An 18,724-nucleotide genomic window follows, 5' to 3' on the forward strand; every position below is an offset into this window, starting at 1 on the left:
CTCGGGTCAGTAGCGCGCGAGGGACGGATCGACGTCCCTCGCCCACGCGTCGATGCCGCCCGCCAGCACGAGTCCCGGCGTCCCGGCGTCCGCCAGCAGCCGGCGCGCGGTCTCGGCGCGCACGCCGTGGTGGCAGACGATCACGAGCGGGTCGTCGCCGAGCCGGGCGGCGACGCCGGACGCATCCCGCACCACCACATCCAGCGGGACGAGCAGGGACCCCGGGATCTCGGCGATGTCGGCCTCCCACGGCTCTCGGACGTCCAGCAGGATGTGCGGCTCGCCGGCCTCCAGCCGCGCCCGCAGCTCGCCCGCCGACACCGTGTCCGCGACGCCGCAGAACAGGTCGTAGTCGATCAGCTCGGTCACCGGGGCGCCCGCAGGGTCGCGTTCGTAGGCGAGCTCGCGGAAGGTGCCGCGCAGCGCGTCGTGGACGATCACGCGGCCGAGCAGCGGCTCGCCCGTCCCCGTGACGAGCTTGATCGCCTCGCCGACCATGATCGAGCCGATGACCCCGCACACGCTGGGGAGCGCCCCCGCCTCGGCGCAGTTCGGGATGCTCCCCGGCTCCGGTGGGACGGGGAACAGGTCGCGGTAGTGCGGTCCGTGCGCCGCCCAGCTGAGGGCCGCCTGGCCGCCGGTCTGGTGCACGGCGCCCCACACGACGGGGAGGCCGGCGAGAAGCGCGGCGTCGTTGACGAGGTATCGCGTCGGGAAATTGTCGCTGCCGTCGAGCACGAGGTCGAACCCGGCGAGGATCCGCTCCGCGTTGGCGGAGGTCAGCCGCTCCGGGATGACGACCACGTCGGTCTCCGGGTCCATGGCCAGCACCGTCTCTGCGGCGGACTCGGCCTTGCCCCTGCCGACGTCGGCTGGCGTGTGCACGGTCTGCCGCGGCAGGTTGCTGAGCTCGACGCGGTCGTCGTCGACGATCCCGATCGTCCCGAACCCGGCGGACGCCAGGAGGGGCAGCACGGCGGAGCCGAGACCGCCGGCGCCGACGACCAGCACCCGGGCGGCGCGGAGACGGCGCTGCGCGTCGGCCCCGAACCCGGGCAGCTGCGTCGTGCGGGCGTAGCGCGCCGTCCGCTCCGGGGAGAGCTCCGGGCCCGGTTCGACAAGCGGAGGAAGGGTCATGCGCCCAGCTAACCACCCCCGCCCGGCGGCCGGCGGTCCGGCGGGCGGCCGAGGGGTCAGGAGACGGTCACGTCGATGGTGTGGAGGCCGGTCGCGCCGTCGGGGACGACGTCCTGGACGCGCGCGGTCTGCACGGTGCCGTGCGCGTCGGTCGCTCTGACCCGGATGCGGTGGTGGCCGGTGGCGGCGTCCCACGCGAACCGCCACTGCCGCCAGGTGTCGGCCGAGATCGCGTCCGCGAGCGTCGCCTCCTGCCAGGGTCCGTCGTCGATCTGCACGTGCACGGCGCTCACCCCGACGTGCTGCGACCACGCCACCCCGGCCACGGCGACGGTCCCGCGCTGGACCGTCCTGCCGTCGGCCGGCACGTCGATGCGCGAGGACAGCTTGACGGGGCCGCGCTGCGACCAGCCGCGGTCGGTCCAGTAGGAGGTGACCCTGTCGAACCGCGTGACCTGCAGCTCGACCACCCACTTCGTCGCCGACACGTATCCGTAGAGGCCGGGGACCACCATCCGCACCGGGTAGCCGTGCTCGAGGGGGAGCGGCTGGCCGTTCATCCCGACGGCGAGGATGGCGTTGCGGTCGTCGGTGAGCGCCTCCAGCGGCGTGCTCGCGGTCCAGCCGTCCTGGCTGCGCGAGAGCACCATGTCCGCGTCGGCGCTCGGAACGGCCCTCGCGAGCAGGTGCCGCACCGGGTAGCCGAGCCAGGTCGCGTTGCCGATGAGGTCGCCGCCCACCTCGTTGGAGACGCAGGTGAGCGTCGTCGTCGACTCCTCCAGCGGCAGGGCGAGCAGCTCGGCGAAGGTCAGCTTGACCTCGTGCTCCACCATCCCGGTGATCCGAAGCCGCCAGTCCTGCGGCTGGATGCCCGGGATCTGCAGGGCGGTGTCGATGCGGTAGAAGTCGGCGTTCGGCGTGACGATCGGCGAGAGCCCGGCGATGTCGAAGGACGCGGCCGCAGGGATGGGAGCAGCGGCCACCGCGGGCTTCGGCAGCCGGAAGGCGGCGCGGGCGGCCGACGCGGCCCGGTAGCCGGACGCGACCAGTTGCCCGGCGATCGCGGCCAGAGCACCCGCCACGGCCGTCGTCGCGGTGGCCGACACGAACCGCCGCCGCGACACGCTCCCGCGCGGCGCGGCCCTCGTCGGCGCGGTTCCGCGCAGCAGCCCGACCAGCCAGCCGAGCAACAGGATGCCGGCGACGGCCGCGAGCGCCGACGGAAGCGCGTTCACGAGCCCGGAGCCCGCGCGCGTCAGTGCCGCCAGCACGCCGATCGCGCCTCCCAAGCCGATCAGGATGCGGCCGACCGGCGGGCGCAGTGCCTCCAGCCAGCCCGCGAGAGCGCCGCCGGCGACCAGCGCCACCGCGAGCGAGACGATGAGGAACGCCTTGTCCCCGGTGCCGAAGACGCCGATCACGGCGTCCTTCAGCCAGGCGGGCGTGAGGTCGATCACCAGGGCGCCGACCACGAGCACAGGGCTGCCGTCCTGCACGACGAAGGCGCTGACCAGCTCCGCGGCGCCGACACCGGCGACCACGCTCGCGACGCCGGCCGCGGCCGGGCGCCAGAAGGACCTCATAGCGCTCAGCGTAGGTCCGCGATGCTGTGAAAGGGTGGAGCCATCATGTCCGACGCCACAGCATCCCGGCTCAGCGCCGCAGACCTCCCCGGCTGGACCGGCCCCGGCACCGTCGGAGAGGACGCCGTCTACGACGCGTTCGTCGCCTGGGCGGGCGGGAGAGGGCTCACCCTCTACCCGGCGCAGGACGAGTCCGTCATCGAGATCGTCGGCGGGTCGAACCTCATCCTGAGCACACCCACCGGAACGGGCAAGTCGCTCGTCGCCGTCGCCGCGCACTTCGCCGCGATGGCGCGCGGGGAGCGCAGCTTCTACACCGCACCGATCAAGGCCCTGGTGTCGGAGAAGTTCTTCGCGCTCGTCGACATCTTCGGCGCGGAGAACGTGGGGATGATGACAGGCGACTCCGCCGTGAACGCCGATGCGCCGATCATCTGCTGCACCGCGGAGATCCTGGCGAACCTCGCGCTGCGTCAGGGCGAGGACACCGCCGTCGGCCAAGTGGTCATGGACGAGTTCCACTTCTATTCGGACCCGGACCGCGGCTGGGCGTGGCAGGTCCCGCTGCTGACCCTGCACCGCGCGCAGTTCGTGCTCATGTCGGCGACGCTCGGCGACGTGACCGCGCTCGCCGAGGACCTGAGCCGCCGCACCGGGCGCGAGACCGCCACGGTCACCGGCGTCGAGCGCCCCGTCCCGTTGCACTACTACTACGAGGTCACGCCGGTCCACGAGACCATCGACGACCTGCTGAACACCGGGCAGGCGCCGGTCTACGTCGTCCACTTCTCGCAGCTCGCGGCGCTGGAGCGCGCGCAGTCGCTCTCCAGTGCGAAGATCGCGAGCCGCGAGCAGCGCGACGCGATCGCGGAGCTGATCGGCGACTTCCGCTTCACGACCTCCTTCGGACGAACACTGTCCCGTCTCCTGCGGCAAGGCATCGGCGTGCACCACGCCGGGATGCTGCCCAAGTACCGCAGGCTCGTCGAGCAGCTCGCGCAGCGCGGGATGCTCCGGGTGATCTGCGGCACCGACACCCTCGGCGTCGGCATCAACGTTCCCATCCGCACCGTCCTGCTGACCGCCCTCACCAAGTTCGACGGCACCAGGATGCGGCAGCTGAACGCCCGCGAGTTCCACCAGATCGCCGGCCGGGCCGGGCGCGCAGGCTACGACACCGCCGGGACCGTCGTCGTGCAGGCCCCGGAGCACGAGAGCGAGAACCTCAAGGCGCTGGAGAAGGCGGGCGACGACCCGAAGAAGCGGCGCAAGATCGTGCGCAAGAAGGCGCCGGAGGGGTTCGTCTCCTGGGGGGAGCCGTCCTTCCGCAAGCTCGTGGACGCCGAGCCGGAGACACTGACGTCCTCCATGCAGATCACCAGCGCCATGCTCATCAACGTGATCGGCCGGGGCGGCGACGTCTTCGGCCACGTGCGCGACCTGGTGTTCGACAACCACGAGCCGTGGAAGCGGCAGCTCGCGCTCGCCCGGCGCGCGCTCGGCCTGTACCGGTCGCTGCTCGCTGCGGGCGTCGTGGAGGTCGTCGACGGCGACATCCGGCTCACGGTGGACCTGCAGCCGAACTTCGCGCTCAACCAGCCGCTCTCGCCGTTCGCGCTCGCCGCGTTCGAGCTGTTCGACCCCGAATCCCCGACCTACGCGCTGGACATCGTCTCGGTGGTGGAGGCGACCCTCGACGACCCGCGGCCGGTGCTCGGCGCCCAGCAGTTCGTCGCGCGCGGGGAGGCCGTCGCCGCGATGAAGGCGGAGGGCGTCGAGTACGACGACCGGATGGAGGCGCTGGAGCAGGTCACGCATCCCAAGCCCCACGACGAGCTGCTGCACGAGGCGTTCGCGACCTACGCCGCCAGTCAGCCGTGGGTGGCCGACTTCGAGCTGAGCCCGAAGTCCGTGGTCCGCGACCTCTACGAGCGCGCGATGACGTTCGGCGAGTTCGTCTCGTTCTACAAGCTGGCCCGCTCGGAGGGCGTTGTGCTGCGCTACCTGTCGGACGCGTACCGCGCGCTCGGTCAGACCGTGCCGCTGGAGGCCAGGACAGAGGAGCTCCGCGACATCGTGGAGTGGCTCGGCGAGCTGGTGCGCCAGGTCGACTCGAGCCTGCTCGACGAGTGGGAGGAGCTCGTGCATCCCGACGCCGCTCGGCACTACGCCGAGACGGCCGAGCTCGCGCCGCCCGCCCCGCGGAACGTCACGACGAACCGGCGCGCGTTCTTCGTGCTCGTGCGCAACGAGCTGTTCCGGAGGGTGCAGCTCGCGGCGCTCGACCGGATCCAGGAGCTCGGCGCACTGGAGGCGGATGCGGCGGTGCTGGCGGAGGCGCCCGCGCCGTCGTTCACCGAGCTGCAGTGGGACGAGGCGCTGGAAGGCTACTACGCCGAGCACGACGAGATCCTCACGGACGCCGCTGCGCGGTCGGCGGCGATGATCGTCGTGGACGAGTCTCCGGCCGCGACCGAGGGCGTCTGGAGGGTGCGCCAGATCCTCTCGGACCCCTCCGGCGATCACGACTGGGGGATCGCGGCGGAGGTGCTCCTGGAGGCATCGGCACGCGCCGGAACCGCCGTCGTCCGGGTCACCGCTGTCGATCGTCTGTGACGGTTTGACGTGCGGCGAGGGGAGGTGTGAGTATCTACTCGGTCGCCTAAAAACACCAGCCCCCTCGCATGAACTCCCGATGAATGATTCGATCGGGATGTCCCGTCTTCCACACGAGAAAGAAACCGGTGGATCTCACCCTCATCGTCGTGCTGGTCATCGCGCTGGCCCTCTTCTTCGACTTCACGAACGGCTTCCACGACACCGCGAACGCGATGGCGACGCCGATCGCGACGGGCGCCATGCGCCCCAAGGTCGCGGTCGCGCTGGCGGCGGTCCTGAACCTGATCGGAGCGTTCCTCTCCACCGAGGTCGCCCAGACGATCTCCGGCGGGATCATCAACGAAGGATCCGGCGGGGTGCAGATCACCCCGGAGATGATCTTCGCCGGCCTGGTCGGCGCGATCGTCTGGAACATGGTGACCTGGCTGTTCGGGCTTCCGTCCTCGTCCAGCCATGCGCTCTTCGGCGGCCTGATCGGCGCGGCCATCGTCGGCGCCGGGTTCGGCTCCGTGAACTTCCTCGTCGTGCTGAACAAGGTCGTGCTGCCCGCGGTGATCGCCCCGTTCACGGCGGGCGTCGTGGCGTACTGCGCCACCAAGCTCGCCTACTGGATCACCCGGCGCTATGACGGCCGTCCCGACGGCCGTGGCGGCTTCCGCTACGGCCAGATCTTCTCGTCGTCGCTCGTCGCGCTCTCGCACGGCACGAATGACGCGCAGAAGACGATGGGCGTCATCACACTCACCCTGATCGCCGCCGGCATGCAGGAGGCGGGATCCGGTCCCGAGCTGTGGGTCGTCGTCGCCTGTGCGCTCGCGATCGCGATCGGCACCTACTCGGGCGGCTGGCGCATCATCCGCACGCTCGGCCGGGGCCTGACCGAGGTCAAGCCGGCGCAGGGCTTCGCGGCGGAGACCAGCACGGCCGCGACCATCCTCGCCTCCAGCCACCTCGGCTTCGCGCTCTCGACGACGCAGGTCGCCTCCGGCTCCGTCATCGGCTCCGGGCTCGGCCGCCGCGGATCCTCGGTGCGCTGGGGGACGGCAGGCCGCATCGCGATCGGCTGGGTGCTGACGCTTCCTGCCGCCGGGATCGTGGGCGCGGTCGCCGCGCTGATCGCGATCCTCGGGCCGATCGGCATCCTCATCGACACCGTCGTCGGCGTCGCGATCGTCGCGTTCATCTTCTGGCGTGCGCGCCGCAACCGCGTCTCCAGCGCGGACACGGCGGTCCCCGTGCCCGTCCAGGGTCAGAGCGAGGTCGCCGCGTCCGGCCGCGTGGTCAAGATCAAGAAGGTCAAGCCGCTGAAGAAGCAGCGCGAGAAGAGGAGGTCGGCATGAGCGCCGTGTTCTCGTTCCTGACCGTGTTCGCGGCGGCGCTCATCGGCTCCTGCGTCGTCGTGACGTTCTACGCCCTCGGGACGCGCCTGCTCGCCGTCGCCGGACGCGCGCTGTTCGTCGAGCCCGTCGAGTTCACGGACGCGATCACCGTCATCACGCCGGAGCAGGCGGCGAAGGCGCAGAAGAAGGCGGACAAGGCGCGCCGCAAGAACCCGCTGAGCGACGGCCAGAAGCGCGCCGCGCTGACGGGCGCGTACGCGTGCTTCGTGCTCTGCGGCGTCGCCGTCCTCTACGGCCTGTACCTGATCATCCCGTACTTCCACCAGTAGCCCGCGGCCGTTCCTCGCCGTCCGTTCCGGAGTTCTTCACGCCTGCGCGCGGCGTGGCGCGTGAAGAACTCCGGAACGGATGGTGACGGCTACGCGGTCTTGCGCGCCCGGGCGATGCCGTTCATGACGTGGTAGACCACGATCGCCGCGATCGCGCCGAGCGCGATGCCGTTGAACGTCAGCTGGCCGAGGTTCAGGGTGAAGTCGCCGATGCCGATGATGAGCGCCGTCGCCGCGGTGAACTGGTTGACAGGGCGCGAGAAGTCCACCTTGTTGTCCAGCCAGATCTTCACGCCGATGATGCCGATCAGGCCGTACAGGGCGGTGGTGACGCCGCCGAGCACGCCGGCCGGGATGGTGTTGATCACCGCGCCGATCTTGGGGGAGAGCCCGAGCAGCACGGCGACGGCGCCGGCCACCCAATACGCGGCCGTCGAGTAGACCCTGGTCGCCGCCATCACGCCGATGTTCTCGCCGTACGTGGTCGTGCCGGAGCCGCCGAAGAAGCCGGCGACGGTCGTCGCCAGGCCGTCGGCGAACAGCGCGCGGCCGGTCAGGCGGTTGACCGACGGATCGGTGAGCTGGGCGACGCCGCGGATGTGACCGACGTTCTCCGCGATCAGCACCAGCACGACCGGCAGGAACGCGGGCAGGATGCCCCAGGTGGACGCCGGAGCGGTGAACGGGTTCGCCGGCAGGGTGAACTGCGGGAGGCCGATCCACGGCGCCGCGGCGACCTTGGCGAAGTCCACCTCGCCGACGAGACAGGCGAAGACGTACCCGACTGCGACGCCGAGGAAGATCGACAGCCGCCCGAGCATGCCGCGGAACAGCGCCGTGCAGAGGATGACGGCGGCCAGCGTGACCAGCGCCGTCACGGGCGCCTGCATGAAGTTGTTCTTCGCCGCCGGCGCCAGGTTGAAGCCGATGAGGGCGACGATCGCGCCCGCGACCACCGGCGGCATGAGCGCGTCGATCCAGCGGGTGCCGGTCGCGATCACGATGAGTCCGACGATCGCCAGCAGCACGCCGGTCGCGACGATGCCGAACAGGGCGGACGACATCCCGTGCGATTTCGTCGCCGCCACGATGGGCACGATGAACGCGAACGACGAGCCGAGGTAGCTCGGCAGCTTGTTGCGCGTGATCAGCAGGAACAGGATGGTGCCGACACCGGAGAACAGCAGCGTCGTGCTCGGCGGGAAGCCGGTCAGCAGCGGGACCAGGAACGTCGCGCCGAACATGGCGACGACGTGCTGGGCGCCCAGGCCGATCGTCCGCGGCCAGGTCAGCCGTTCGCCGGGCAGCACGATCTCGTGGGCCCCGACCTTCTTACCGTCTCCGTGCAGCTTCCAGGGCAGGGCCATTCGCGTCCTTATCGTGTCCAGATGGGCCGTATTGTATTGATGGGAATCGGGCTGGTGTCCGGCGCGTCGCGCCGCCCAAGCCCTCAGAGATACTACGGGAGACGATCATTTCCGCACCGACCACCGCGCCGACTGCCAAGGGCCGCCTCGACGCGTTCTTCGAGATCACCAAACGCGGCACGACCTGGGCGACGGAGGTTCGCGGTGGCGTCCTGACGTTCGTCACCATGGCGTACATCGTCATCCTGAACCCGCTGATCCTCGGGGGGACGCCGGACGTCACCGGCCACTCGCTGCAGGGCCAGCAGGTCGCCGCGGTCACCGCGCTGAGCGCCGGGGTGATGACCGTGCTGTTCGGCCTCATCGCCCGGCTGCCGTTCGCGTTCGCGGCCGGCCTCGGCATCAACTCCTTCCTCGCGGTGAACGTTGTCAAGGTGCTCACCTGGCAGGAGGCGATGGGCCTCGTCGTCATCAACGGCCTCATCATCGTGCTGCTGGCGGCCACGGGCTTGCGCCGCCTGATCTTCAACGCGGTGCCGCCGCAGCTGAAGACCGCGATCACGGTCGGCATCGGCCTCTTCATCGCCTTCATCGGCTTCGTCGACAGCGGCTTCGTGCGCAGCACCAACCTGTCGTCGCCGCCCGTCCAGCTCGGCGAGTCCGGGTCGATCGCCACGGTGCCGACGCTCGTCTTCCTGGTCGCCCTGGTCATCATGGGCGTGCTCATGGCCCGCAAGGTCAAGGGCGCGCTGCTCATCGGGATCGTGGCGGCGACGATCGTCGCGATCATCGCCGAGGCGGTCTTCCACATCGGCGGCTCCGGCCCGAAGAACCCGAACGGCTGGAACCTGACGGTCCCGCAGCTTCCCACCTCGCTCGTGAGCCTGCCGGACCTCAGCCTGGTCGGCCAGGTGGACCTCTTCGGCTCGTTCGGCCGGATCGGCGCCCTTGCCGCCGTCATGCTGATCTTCACGCTCGTCTTCACGAACTTCTTCGACGCGATGGGCTCGATGACCGGCCTGGCCCGCAGCGCAGGGCTGGCGAACGAGGACGGCACGTTCCCGCGCCTGCAGTCCGCGCTCATCGTGGAGGGCGTCGGCGCCGTCGTCGGCGGTGGCACGTCCGCGTCCTCCAACACGGTGTTCGTCGAGTCGGCGTCCGGCATCGGAGAGGGGGCGAAGACCGGCTTCGCCAGCGTCATCACCGGCGCGCTGTTCCTGCTCGCGATGTTCTTCACCCCGCTGACCCAGGTGGTGCCCTCCGAGGTCGCCGCCGCTGCGCTCGTCATCGTCGGTGCGCTGATGGTGGTGCAGATCCGGCACATCGACTTCCACGAGTTCTCGTCCACGCTTCCGGTGTTCCTCACGATCATCGTCATGCCGCTGACCTACTCGATCGCGAACGGCATCGGCGTGGGCTTCATCAGCTGGGTGCTCATCCGCTCGCTCGCGGGCAAGGCGCGCGAGATCAGCCCGCTGCTCTGGATCGTCGCCGTCGGCTTCCTGGTGTACTTCGCGCGCGGTCCGATCGAGGCGCTGCTCCCGCACTGACCATCGGCTCCGGGTGACCCCTGATCCGATCCGGGGGTTACCCGGATGCCATCGGGCATCCGTCGCGGCTTGACTGGATGCATGACCACCAGCACCGCACACCAGAACCCGTACACCGCGCCCGGCACCCCGGGCGCCGTCCCCGCGGCGGCGCCGTCCCGTCCGCTCAGCATCACGAGCTTCGTGCTGGGCCTCGCGTCCATCGTCTTCGGCTGGACGTTCCTCGCCCCCGTCGCCGGCATCGTGATCGGCGCCATGGCGCTCGGCCGCGAGCCGGGCGGCCGCACCTTCGCGATCTGGGGCGTCGTCCTGAACGCCGTGATGCTCGCCGGCGTGATCGTCGGCCTGCTGTTCGCCTTGGCCGGGATCGGCGTCGGCCTCGCCTTCCTGCCGTTCGCGTTCCTCTGATCCGCCTCCTGCGAGAATGGAGGGATGGAACCCACCCCTCTCGTCCGGCCGCGCAGCTTCGTCGTGCGCGGCAGGAAGACCGAAGCGCAGCAGCGGGCCATCGACGAGTTCTGGCCCGCGTTCGGCGTCGACTTCGACGGCTCGACCCTCGACCTCGACGCCCGGTTCGGCCGTTCCGCCCCGCGGACCGTGGAGATCGGCTTCGGCAACGGTGAGAACCTCCTCGCACTCGCCGAGCGGCATCCCGAGCGCGACTTCCTCGGCATCGAGGTGCACGGCGCCGGGATCGGCCGGGTGCTCGCCGCGATGAACGAGCGCGGGCTCGGCAACATCCGGCTCGTGCGGCACGACGCCGTCGAGGTGTTCGAGCGGGGCCTTGCAGCGGGCAGCATCGACGAGATCCTCGTCTTCTTCCCCGACCCGTGGCCCAAGGCCAGGCATCACCGCCGTCGGCTCATCCAGCCGGACGTCGTCCGGCTGCTGGTCCGCGCCCTCGCGAGCGACGGCGTGCTGCGCCTCGCCACCGACTGGGAGCCGTACGCCGAGCACATGCTCGCGGTGCTCGACGCGGAGCCGGCCCTGGTGAACGCGGCGGGCGCCGGTGCGTTCATCCCGCGCCCGGAGTCCCGGCCGGTCACCAAGTTCGAGCGCCGCGGCGAGAAGCTGGGACACGCGATCTTCGACCTGGAGTACCGCCCGCGCGCCTGATCCCGTCCCTAGGATGGGCGCATGAGCCCCGACGCCGCCGTCATCCCGCAGACCGCAGACGCCCTCCGCACCGCGTTCGATCGCGGCGTCACCAAGCCGCTCTCCTGGCGCCTCGGCCAGCTGGACGCGCTGCGCAGGATGCTCACCGAGCGCGCTGCGGAGTTCGAGGACGCGCTGCTGGCCGACCTCGCCAAGAATCCGACCGAGTCGCAGATCGCCGAGATCGGCTTCGTCGTCGGCGAGATCGACCACGTGCGCAGGCACCTGCGGCGCTGGCTGCGGCCGCGCCGGGTGAGCGTTCCCGGCGCGCTGCTGCCTGCGCGCGCCTCCACGGTGCTCGAGCCTGTCGGCGTCGTGCTGGTGATCGCGCCGTGGAACTACCCCGTCCAGCTGCTGCTCGCTCCGCTCGTCGGTGCGCTGGCCGCGGGCAACGCGGTCGTGCTGAAGCCGAGCGAGCTCGCGCCTGCTACGTCGGCCGCGATGGCGCGGCTCGTCCCGGAGTACTTGGATCGGCGTGCGGTCGCCGTCGTCGAGGGCGGCGTCGAGGAGACGACCGCCCTGCTCGCCGAGCGCTGGGACCACATCTTCTACACCGGCAACGGCCGGGTCGGCCGCATCGTCGCCGCCGCAGCGGTCGAACACCTGACTCCGGTGACGCTGGAGCTCGGCGGCAAGTCGCCGGTCTACGTCGACGACTCGGTCGACCTCGCCGCCACCGCCCGCCGCATCGCCTGGGGCAAGTTCATGAACGCCGGCCAGACCTGCGTCGCGCCCGACTACATCCTCGCGCCGCGGTCGGTCGCGGGTCCGCTCGCGGCGGCGCTGACGGACGCGGTTCGGGATCTGTACGGCGCCGACCCCGCGCAGAGCCCGGACTACGGCCGCATCGTCAACGACCGCCAGTTCGAGCGCCTGACCGGGATGCTCGGGTCGGGGACGACCGCGACAGGCGGCGAGCGCGACGCGTCCGCCCGCTACATCGCGCCGACGGTCCTGGTCGACGTCCCCCGGGACGCGCCGGCGATGAGCGAGGAGATCTTCGGGCCGGTGCTCCCGATCGTCACCGTCGACGACCTGGACGACGCCATCCGCTTCATCCGCTCCGGCGACAAGCCGCTCGCCCTCTACGTCTTCACCGAGCGCGCGGCGGTGAAGCGCCGCATCCTGACCGAGACCAGCTCGGGCGCCGTCGGCTTCGGCGTCCCCGCCGCGCACCTCGCGGTCGCCGGGCTGCCGTTCGGCGGGGTGGGGGAGAGCGGTGCGGGCGCGTACCACGGCGAGCGGTCGCTGCGGACCTTCAGCCACGAGAAGGCGGTGCTGTCCAAGGCGCTCAAGCCGGACACGCTGCAGCTGATCTACCCGCCGTACACCGAGGCGAAGGACCGGTTCGCGCGCGGCCTGCTGCGCAAGCTGGGCTGAGTCCGCCCGTAATCGACACGGTGGCGAACACCGTCGCGGATCCCGTACATGACGTACATTCCGGGCGGCGCAAGCGGGGGTAGTGTCGCATTGGCGGCAGCCACGAACCGCCGTCGAACGCACGCCAACGCACAACGAGAGGCAACGGTGCCAACCGTGGAATCCACAGCAACGATGGACGAACCCAAGACGACCCCCATCCCCGTGATCGACGCATCCGAGAACGTCTCCGACGTCCCGACCCCCAGCGCCGACGGCAGGCAGACCCGCACCGAGACCGACTCGCTCGGCAGCCGCGAGATCCCCGCCGACGCCTACTGGGGCGTGCACACCTCGCGCGCCCTCGAGAACTTCCCGATCGCCAAGCGCCCCATCTCCGTCTACCCCGACCTGATCGTCGCGCTGGCGAGCGTCAAGCAGGCCGCCGCCCGCGCCAACCTCGAGATCGGCGTGCTGGATGCGCACAAGGCCGACCTCATCGACCGCGCCTGCCAGCTCATCATCGACGGGCGCTACCACGACCAGTTCGTCGTCGGCGTCATGCAGGGCGGCGCGGGCACCTCGACCAACATGAACGCGAACGAGGTCATCGCGAACGTCGCGCTGGAGCTCGACGGCCACGCCAAGGGCGAGTACCGGTTCATGAGCCCGATCGACGACGTCAACCGCAGCCAGAGCACGAACGACACGTACCCGACCGCGATCAAGATCGCCCTCACCTTCGCACTCGGCCACCTGCTCGACGAGCTGGCGCTGCTGCGCGACTCCTTCGCGGCCAAGGGCGAGCAGTTCCGGCACATCCTCAAGGTCGGCCGCACCCAGCTGCAGGACGCGGTGCCGATGACGCTCGGCCAGGAGTTCCACGGCTTCGCCACCACGCTCACCGAGGACCACGCCCGGCTCACCGAGACCAAGTGGCTGCTCGCGGAGATCAACCTCGGCGCCACCGCGATCGGCACCGGCATCACCGCGGACCCCGGCTACTCCGCCGCGGCGGTCAAGCACCTCAACCTGATCACCGGTCTGAACCTGGAGACCGCCCCCGACCTCATCGAGTCCACCAGCGACGCGGGCGCCTTCATGTCGTTCTCCGGGTCCTTGAAGCGCAGCGCGATCAAGCTGTCCAAGATCTGCAACGACCTGCGCCTGCTCTCCAGCGGCCCCCAGGCGGGTCTCGGCGAGATCAACCTGCCCGCCCGCCAGGCCGGTTCCAGCATCATGCCGGGCAAGGTGAACCCGGTCATCCCGGAGGTCGTCAACCAGGTCGCGTTCTCGGTCGCCGGTGCCGATGTCACCGTCACGATGGCCGCAGAGGGCGGCCAGCTCCAGCTGAACGCGTTCGAGCCGGTGATCGCGCACTCGCTGCTGCAGAGCATCACCTGGATGGCGCAGGGCTTCCACACGCTGCGCGTGAACTGCGTCGACGGCATCACGGCCAACGAGGAGCGCCTCGGCGCCATGGTCGGCTCCTCGGTCGGCGTCATCACCGCCCTCACGCCGCACATCGGCTACGCCGCCGCGGCCGCGCTCGCGAAGTCCGCTCTGCTGACCGGTCGCAATGTGGCCGATCTCGTCGTCGAGGCGAAGCTGATGAGCCGCGACGAGGTCATGCACCTGCTGTCTCCGGCCCGCCTGAGCGGCCTTGAGGCGGTCACCACGGCCATCCCGGTCATCGAGCCGGACAAGGCCGCTGAATAGCACGACGGTCGCCGCCGGACGCGCACAGCGTCCGGCGGCGCGCTCACGCCGGCGGCTTTTCGACTCCCCCCGTACGACGCCGATAGGTTGGTGGATGTGAGATTCTCGCACCTGAGCACGACCCCCGATTCGACCCCTCGCCTCGCCGCCGTCATCGGCGACGGGGCGCTCTTCCTGGATGACGTGATGCCCGATGCGCCGCGCGACCTCCAGGACCTGATCGAGCAGGGGGACGATGCCCTCGCCGAGGTGCGTGCGTTCGTCGACCGTGCCGTCGCCGCGCGTACGCCGCTGGTGCCCGTGCACGAACTCCGGCACGCGTCCGCGGTGCTGCGTCCGCCTCAGGTGATCGCGATCGGGGCGAACTACGCCGCCCACGCCTCGGAGCTGAAGCTCCGCAGCGAGAAGGCCGCGACCGTGTTCTCGCTCTGGCCGAACTCGCTCGCCGGGCACGGCGGCACCACCTCCTGGCCGGAGGACCTCACCACCCAGGTCGACTACGAGGCGGAGCTGGGCGTCATCATCGGCAAGCCCGCCCGCAACGTGTCCGTGCGCGACGCGCTGGACTACGTGTGGGGCTACACCGTCGTCAACGACATCACGGCGCGCGATCTGCAGTTCTCCGAGGCGCAGTGGTCGCGCTGCAAGTCGTTCGACGGCTTCACACCGAACGGACCGGTCGTGGTCACCGCCGACGAGATCGCCGACCCGCAGGACCTCTGGCTGACGACGAACGTGGACGGGGCGATCCTGCAGGACGCCTCGACCGCCGACATGGTCCGCTCGGTCGCGGAGATCATCGAGTTCCTCTCGCGTTCGGCGACCATCCAGCCCGGCACCCTGATCTCGACGGGGAGCCCCGGCGGCGCCGGCTACTCGCGCACGCCGCCGATCTTCCTGAAGGACCGCTCGACGGTCACCGTCTCGATCGGCGGCATCGGCTACCTCACCACCTACTGCCGCGTCACCTGATCCCTCGCGCGGACCTCGTGTCGGCATTCGCGCGCGCGGTCGGCTAGCGTGAAGGCATGTCCATCGGCGAGCGGCGGCCCGGGGTCGCGGGAGGCGACGACGATGCGGCGCGCCTGGATGCGGGCCTGCCCGACATCGACTGGTCCATCGCACCGGTCGGTGCCGTCTTCTCGCGCTTCCGCGCGCCGAGCGGCGAGCTCGCGGTCGCGTCGCTTGGCGACCCGGCCGACCCCCGGGTCGTGCTCGTCCCCGGCGTGACCGGGTCCAAGGAGGACTTCTACCTGCTGGCGCCGATCCTGGTCGCGGCCGGCTACTACGTGCAGAGCTACGACCTCGCGGGCCAGTACGAGTCCGCCGACGCCGGCCCGGTGCCGGGCGGCCACTACACCTACGAGCTCCTCGTGGCCGACTTCCTCGCGTTCCTGGCCGACGGCGGCCCTGCTCATGTGCTCGGCTACTCGTTCGCCGGCATCCTGGCGCAGCTCGCCCTCGTCGAGCGCCCGGACCTGTTCCGCACCCTCACCCTGCTGACGACGCCGCCGGAGCCGGGGCAGGCGTTCCGGGGCGTGCGGATCATCGGCTGGCTCAGCTGGTTCCTGGGCGGACGCCAGGGCGCGAGCCTGATGATCTGGGGCATCGTCACCAACAAGAACAAGGTCCCCCCGAGCCGCCTTGCGTTCGTCCGCTCCCGGTTCGAGAAGACCCGCCGTTCCAGCGTGGACGACATCGTCGGGCTCATGCGGCGCGTGCCGGACGTGCGCGAGGCGGTCGCCGCCAGCGGCATCCCGATCCTCGTCGCCACCGGCGACCACGACCTGTGGCCGACCCACCTGCACGCGGCGAACGCGGAGAGCCTCGGCGCCCGGCTGGCCGTGTACCGCACCGGGCACAGCCCGTGCGAGACGGCCCCGCACCAGCTCGGTCGTGACATGGTCGCCCTGTTCCGCACGGGCGACGCCCGCCGCTAGGCCCCCTTCCTCGTCCCATCGTGAACGGGCCGGGATGCTGATTCCCGTGAGCCGGTCCCATGACGGTGAGGGAGGAGATCCGCGGTACATCGGGTCGCGATGTCCTCCGTTTCCGACGAGCCGCGGGTCTCGGGGTCGAAACTCCTCCGTTGCCGGCGCGGGCGGGAAGGGAGGACGCGACCGTGCGACGCGCCGCCTAATGTCGGAAGGGAGAGGAGTGACCGCAGCGCATCGAGGCAGGTGTCCTCCGTTCCCGTCCGTGATTTCGCGAGGGACAGCCGCTAGGCGACGCCCGGTGCCTCCGCGGAGTGCTCCTCGTCCCAGCGCCGGCGGGCGGCGCGGCGGCGCCACGGCGACTCCTCGGGCAGGTGCATGCGCAGGGTGGTGTACGCCCAGCGCAGGCGCCGGCCGAAGCCGCGCCAGGTCGAGAACGGCCGGGCAGAGATCCCGACCGTGAGCCGCTCGTCGTAACGGACGACGACACCGGGGTCGAGGTGGAATGCGAGGTCGAGGTCGTCGTGCACCTCGCGCATCCCGCTGTGCACACGGTCGCGGACGCCATGCCACACCGCGCGCCGCATGGCGAAGTTCGAGCCGAAGATCGGCGGATGCCCGAGCCAGATCTCCATGGCCCAGAAGTAGCCGCCGATGTACAGCACCTGGCCGAGGCCGGCGATCACGGTGTTGCCGTCGTAGAAGACGCCGGGACCGGTGAGCACGCCCATGTCCGGATCGTCGACGAACTCGGCTTCGAGGTGCAGCAGCCAGTCGACCGGTGGGCGGGAGTCCGCATCCAGCCGGGCGATGATGTCCCCGGATGCGGCGTCGTACCCCGTAGCGGCGGCCGGCCAGATGCCGCGGACGGGCTGCTCGATCACCGTCGCGCCCGCGGCCCGCGCGACCGCTGCGGTGTCGTCCGTGCTGCCGTTGTCGACCACGATGATCTCGTCGGCCGGGCGCAGCTGTGCGGCGAGATCGCCGAGGCAGGCCCGCAGCATCTCCGCGTCGTCGAGAGCGGGGATGACGACGGTGATCGTTGGCACGACTGCGATCCTACGCTGCCACGGCGTTCCACAAGTGCATCCCGGCGTAGCTGCGCCACGGCGCCCAGCGCGCCCCGTACGCCGCGAGGGCGCGCGGTTCCGCGGGGAGCCCCAGCCGCGCTGCGCCCTGCCGGAGCGCCAGATCGCCGGTGAGCAGGATGTCGGGGCTTCCGAGCACACGGAGGGCGACGTACCCCGCCGTCCACGGTCCGATGCCGGGCAGTGCGACCAGCCGCTTCTCCAGGTCGTCCCTGGACTCGCCGACGTCGATGGCGAGGCTGCCGTCGGCGAGCGCCTGGGCGACGCCGACGATCGCGTCGATCCGCTTGGCGGGCCCGCGCAGCACCTCCCTGCCGTGTTCGGCGATCGCCGCAGCGGTGGGGAACAGCCGGGTGAACCCGCCGAGGTCGATCGGGTCGCCGAGCTGCTCGGTGAGCCGTGACAGCGCCGTGCGGGCGGCGGCGACGGAGATCTGCTGGCCGATCAGCGCTCGGAAGACGATCTCCTCCGCGTCCACCGCGCCGGGGACGCGGAGCCCCGGCCGCGCGGCGACGAGGGGGGCGAGCGCCGGGTCGGCCGCAAGCGCCTCGTCGATCGCCGTGGCGTCCGCGTCAAGGTCCAGAAGACGCCGGACGCGCGCGACGAGCGGCGCGAGGTCGGCGACGTCGGCGAGCACCGCCTCGCACTCCACCGCGGGGGCCTCCGGCGTCCCGGAGAGTGCGAGCCTCACCACCGCCGGACCGTGCGGGAGTCGCAGGGCGCGGGAGTACGTCCTTCCGTCGCCCGCCGTCTCCATGCCGGGCACGGCGCGCGCCGAGAGGAAGCCGAGCAGCGATGCGCCATCGAACGGGGCGCGCGCGGGCAGCCGCAGGGTGAGCGCGGCGCCTCCCGCCTCGACGTGCGCCGCGGCGGGTCGGCGGCGTGCAGAGGCGCGGATGGCCCCGGGCGTCACGTGGTACACCTCCGCCATCGTCTCGTTGAACTGGCGAACGCTCGTGAACCCGGCGGCGAACGCGACATCGGTGATCGGGAGGTCGGTGCCGGCCAGCAGCAGCCGGGCGGTCTGCGCGCGGTGCGCGCGGGCGAGCGCGAGCGGCCCCGCGCCGAGTTCCGCGGTGAGCACCCGGCCGAGGTGCCGTGGGGTGTAGCCGAGTCGCTTCGCGAGCCCGGGGACGCCCTCGCGCTCGACCTCGCCGTCGGCGATCAGCCGCATGGCGCGCGCGGCCAGGTCGTCCCGCACGTTCCACTCGGGGGAACCCGGCACGGCGTCCGGCAGGCAGCGCTTGCACGCGCGGAGTCCCGCCTCGTGCGCGGCCGCCGCGGTCAGGTAGAACGTGACGTTGCCCGGCTTCGGTGTCACTGCGGGGCAGCTCGGCCGGCAGTAGATGCCGGTGGAGTGAACGCCGGTGATGAACTGGCCGTCGAACCGGGCGTCGCGGGCGCTCATCGCCCGGTAGCGCTCCGCGAAGACCGGGTCGGCCAGCTTGTCGGTGGTGCTCGTCATGCGTCCAGCCTGACACCGGCCACCGACATCCGATAGCGGAAAACGGACATGACCGCGGGCGTGGCCGATTGCCCGGAAT

General features: G+C 71.1%; 15 protein-coding genes. 10 read left to right on the plus strand and 5 right to left on the minus strand.

All coding sequences use genetic code 11. The features are described from left to right. Window positions 1-6 precede the first annotated feature (6 nt). Entirely contained in the window at window positions 7-1,137 is a 1,131-nt protein-coding gene (locus tag AAME72_RS14245) for a ThiF family adenylyltransferase (RefSeq protein WP_348787212.1), read from the minus strand. Between the two features lie 56 nt (window positions 1,138-1,193). Next, the gene (locus AAME72_RS14250) at window positions 1,194-2,720 is read right to left on the minus strand and encodes a molybdopterin-dependent oxidoreductase (RefSeq protein ID WP_348787213.1); all 1,527 of its coding nucleotides are present in this window, start codon (window positions 2,718-2,720) and stop codon (window positions 1,194-1,196) included. Window positions 2,721-2,765: 45 nt separating this feature from the next. On the opposite strand from AAME72_RS14250, the gene AAME72_RS14255 reads away from it, so the two are divergent. The 3 genes from AAME72_RS14255 (at window position 2,766) to AAME72_RS14265 (ending at window position 7,008) form a co-directional block, all read left to right on the plus strand. Then, window positions 2,766-5,336 (plus strand): DUF3516 domain-containing protein, encoded by a 2,571-nt coding sequence (locus tag AAME72_RS14255; protein WP_348787214.1) that lies wholly within the window; start codon window positions 2,766-2,768, stop codon window positions 5,334-5,336. Window positions 5,337-5,464: 128 nt separating this feature from the next. Beyond that, a complete protein-coding gene (locus tag AAME72_RS14260; RefSeq protein WP_348787215.1) occupies window positions 5,465-6,679 on the plus strand; it encodes an inorganic phosphate transporter in 1,215 nt (404 codons plus the stop codon). Next, on the plus strand, window positions 6,676-7,008 hold the full coding sequence (locus AAME72_RS14265; protein WP_348787216.1) for a peptidase: 333 nt from the start codon (window positions 6,676-6,678) through the stop codon (window positions 7,006-7,008). Before AAME72_RS14260 ends, AAME72_RS14265 begins: the two co-directional genes overlap by 4 nt. 89 nt (window positions 7,009-7,097) lie before the next feature. Here AAME72_RS14265 and AAME72_RS14270 read toward each other — a convergent pair whose 3' ends face one another. After that, complete coding sequence (locus AAME72_RS14270) at window positions 7,098-8,375, minus strand: solute carrier family 23 protein (protein ID WP_348787217.1); 1,278 nt, start codon at window positions 8,373-8,375, stop codon at window positions 7,098-7,100. A gap of 89 nt (window positions 8,376-8,464) precedes the next feature. Between AAME72_RS14270 and AAME72_RS14275 the strand changes: the two genes are divergently transcribed. From AAME72_RS14275 to AAME72_RS14305, 7 genes are all read left to right on the plus strand, one after another. Beyond that, window positions 8,465-9,925, plus strand: coding sequence for an NCS2 family permease (locus AAME72_RS14275; RefSeq protein WP_348790140.1), 1,461 nt, complete (start codon window positions 8,465-8,467; stop codon window positions 9,923-9,925). 81 nt (window positions 9,926-10,006) lie between these two features. Further along, window positions 10,007-10,333 carry a hypothetical protein gene (locus AAME72_RS14280; protein ID WP_348787218.1) on the plus strand — a complete coding sequence of 109 codons (327 nt, stop codon included), beginning with the start codon at window positions 10,007-10,009 and terminating at the stop codon, window positions 10,331-10,333. Window positions 10,334-10,357: 24 nt separating this feature from the next. Continuing rightward, window positions 10,358-11,041: a tRNA (guanosine(46)-N7)-methyltransferase TrmB gene (trmB, locus tag AAME72_RS14285; protein ID WP_348787219.1), complete on the plus strand. Its 684-nt coding sequence runs from the start codon at window positions 10,358-10,360 to the stop codon at window positions 11,039-11,041. 21 nt (window positions 11,042-11,062) lie between these two features. Continuing rightward, the gene (locus AAME72_RS14290) at window positions 11,063-12,460 is read left to right on the plus strand and encodes an aldehyde dehydrogenase family protein (protein ID WP_348787220.1); all 1,398 of its coding nucleotides are present in this window, start codon (window positions 11,063-11,065) and stop codon (window positions 12,458-12,460) included. A gap of 174 nt (window positions 12,461-12,634) precedes the next feature. Then, window positions 12,635-14,158: an aspartate ammonia-lyase gene (locus tag AAME72_RS14295; protein WP_348790141.1), complete on the plus strand. Its 1,524-nt coding sequence runs from the start codon at window positions 12,635-12,637 to the stop codon at window positions 14,156-14,158. Window positions 14,159-14,254: 96 nt separating this feature from the next. Further along, entirely contained in the window at window positions 14,255-15,130 is an 876-nt protein-coding gene (locus AAME72_RS14300; protein WP_348787221.1) for a fumarylacetoacetate hydrolase family protein, read from the plus strand. 56 nt (window positions 15,131-15,186) lie between these two features. After that, window positions 15,187-16,098 (plus strand): alpha/beta hydrolase, encoded by a 912-nt coding sequence (locus AAME72_RS14305; RefSeq protein ID WP_348787222.1) that lies wholly within the window; start codon window positions 15,187-15,189, stop codon window positions 16,096-16,098. 281 nt (window positions 16,099-16,379) lie between these two features. Here AAME72_RS14305 and AAME72_RS14310 read toward each other — a convergent pair whose 3' ends face one another. Further along, window positions 16,380-17,141 carry a glycosyltransferase family 2 protein gene (locus AAME72_RS14310; RefSeq protein ID WP_348787223.1) on the minus strand — a complete coding sequence of 254 codons (762 nt, stop codon included), beginning with the start codon at window positions 17,139-17,141 and terminating at the stop codon, window positions 16,380-16,382. Window positions 17,142-17,151: 10 nt separating this feature from the next. Continuing rightward, entirely contained in the window at window positions 17,152-18,645 is a 1,494-nt protein-coding gene (locus AAME72_RS14315; RefSeq protein WP_348787224.1) for an AlkA N-terminal domain-containing protein, read from the minus strand. Window positions 18,646-18,724 lie beyond the last annotated feature (79 nt).

Origin of the sequence: Leifsonia sp. NPDC080035, from assembly GCF_040050925.1 — a bacterium.
In the GTDB taxonomy this organism is placed as follows: Bacteria; Actinomycetota; Actinomycetes; order Actinomycetales; family Microbacteriaceae; genus Leifsonia.